We start from the raw sequence: 2,047 nt of genomic DNA, 5'->3' as shown, positions 1-2,047 counted from the left end.
GACGCATCATGGCGACTGGCTCCAGAAAATAACGGGAGCAAAGCATCGTCGGGTCTGTACCTCATTTGAAGGTGGGGTTCATGGAGCGCTTTCCCCCCAACGCTGTGGAATCACAGGTACAAAAAAGAGCCCTTGCGGGATATGGCGGGGCTCTATCTGGATGGATCGACGCAGTCTGACCAAGGACCACAGCCAGGAACAGTCGCGAGACAGTGGCTATTTGGGGCAAAGTACGCTGTGTGCGTTGACGCTGGCAGCAAGGGGGCTGCTGCTCCCCAGGACGTGAACGCTGGACAGGATCAACGCGCCAACCCAGATGAACCTTGATGGCAGCCAGTATGTCCACCTTGGACAGCGCGCCAAGCTGGCCCATGAGCCCTTCATCCAGCATTTCGCCCGCAGCAAGTCCTGAGCGGGTGTTAGCTCAATAAGGAGAACACCTCATGTCGAAATCCGCTCTGCGCAGCCTGCTCCTGAACGGTGCACTGCTCATCTCCCTGCCGGGCCTCGCCCAAGGCGGGACCAGTCAAAAGAGCCCCCAGTACCTGGAGACGCGCTGGGCCGCGATCAACTACCAACTGCCCGTATCGCAGCAGGAGCCGGCCTTCGCCCGTCTCGCCAACGAGGCCAAGGCCGCGCTGCAAGCCAAACCGCGCTCGGCCGAGCTGTTGACCTGGCGCGGCATCATTCTCAGCACCTGGGCCGGTGTCAAGGGCGGCCCGGCCGCACTGGATCTAATAAAGCAGGCGCGAGACGTCCTGGAACAGACAATCAGCATCGATCCCAAGGTGTTGGACGGCTTGGCCCAAGCCAATCTTGGCTGCCTGTACTATCAGGTGCCGGGCAGGCCGATCGGCTTCGGCGACAAGGAGAAGGCTGAACAACTGCTGAAGCAGGCGCTCGCGCTAAACCCGAATGGTATCGATCAGAATTTTTTCTACGGTGATTACCTCTTCCGGCGAGGGCGTTATACCGAGTCGGTCGAGGCGCTGGAGAAGGTGCTGGCGGCTCCGCCGAGGCCAGGACACGAGGCCGCCGATAACGGTAGGCACAAGGAGGCCAAGGAGTTGCTCGCCGTCGTGAATGCCGAGTATGCCGAGCTGAAGACTCAATGAATTGAACCGGGGCCTGTCTGCAGGGCAATCGCATGAACGGATGCGCCCGTAGCTTCAAGCGGCTTCAGCCCGATCAGGTTTGGTGTAGCGTGTCTTTTCTTTGTCGAGAAGGGATACGCGATGCAGCAAGCAGACAGACCGAGCCTGGCCGAAGTCTTTGTTTCGATCGACGACCCTCAGCAAGCGGGCAAGGTCGAACACGATCTGGTGGAGATGCTGGTAGTCGCTGTCGGCGCGGTGCTCTCGGGCGCCGATACGTTCGTGGAGATCGAGGCATGGGCCACGGAGAGGCTCGACTGGTTACGAAACTACCTGAAGCTGAAGCACGGGATCGCCTCGCATGACACCTTTGGCCGTCTGTTCGGGCCGATCGATCCGGCACAGTTCGTCAGGCTCTGGGTGGGATCGGTCGTTCCGGTGCTGGGGGCGCAAGTGGTCGCCGTCGACGGCAAGACCAGCCGGCGCTCGGGCAAGGTCGATGCCACACCGCTGCACTTGGTCAGTGCCTTTGCGGCAGATGCCCGCCTGGTGTTGGGCCAACACTCGACCGAGGCGAAGTCCAACGAGAAAACCGCGATCCCCCGTTGCTGGAAGTACTGGCATTGCAAGGTTGTATCGTCACGCTCGACGCGATGGGCACCCAGGCCAGCATCGCTCGGGCGATCCGCCAGCGAGGCGCGGACTATGTCCTGGCGGTCAAGGACAACCAGCCTACCCTGGCCGAGGCCATCGGGGATTTCTTCGCGTGCTACCAGGCCTCGCCCGACAAGACCCCGCATACGGTCTTCGAGACGGTGGAAAAGGATCACGGGCGCCTGGAGATCCGTCGCTGCCATGCGTTCGATGCCCTGCAGTGCCTGCCTCGCCCCGAACAGTGGCAGGACCTGAAATCCACCCCTTTCAAGGTCTTTACGTAAACTCCCTTCCCTAAA

Annotated in this window: 1 protein-coding gene and 1 pseudogene; both read left to right on the top strand. The window is 61.1% G+C overall.

Translation table 11 applies throughout. From position 1 onward, the window contains the following. The first annotated feature begins 443 nt into the window (after positions 1–443). Positions 444–1,115, top strand: coding sequence for a tetratricopeptide repeat protein (locus BMY22_RS23225; RefSeq protein ID WP_090625680.1), 672 nt, complete (start codon positions 444–446; stop codon positions 1,113–1,115). Positions 1,116–1,235: 120 nt separating this feature from the next. Continuing rightward, a pseudogene (locus tag BMY22_RS23220) lies at positions 1,236–2,008 on the top strand (ISAs1 family transposase); the annotation flags it as partial. Between the last annotated feature and the right edge of the window lie 39 nt (positions 2,009–2,047).

The organism is Azotobacter beijerinckii (genome assembly GCF_900110885.1).
Classification (GTDB): domain Bacteria; phylum Pseudomonadota; class Gammaproteobacteria; order Pseudomonadales; family Pseudomonadaceae; genus Azotobacter; species Azotobacter beijerinckii.
Note: the sequence above shows the minus strand (reverse complement) of the source record. Positions and strands in the feature narration are given on the sequence as shown.

Excerpts from the sequence above, each read along its gene's own strand:
- BMY22_RS23225 (WP_090625680.1), top strand. The coding sequence starts at position 444 with ATGTCGAAATCCGCTCTGCGCAGCCTGCTCCTGAACGGTGCACTGCTC.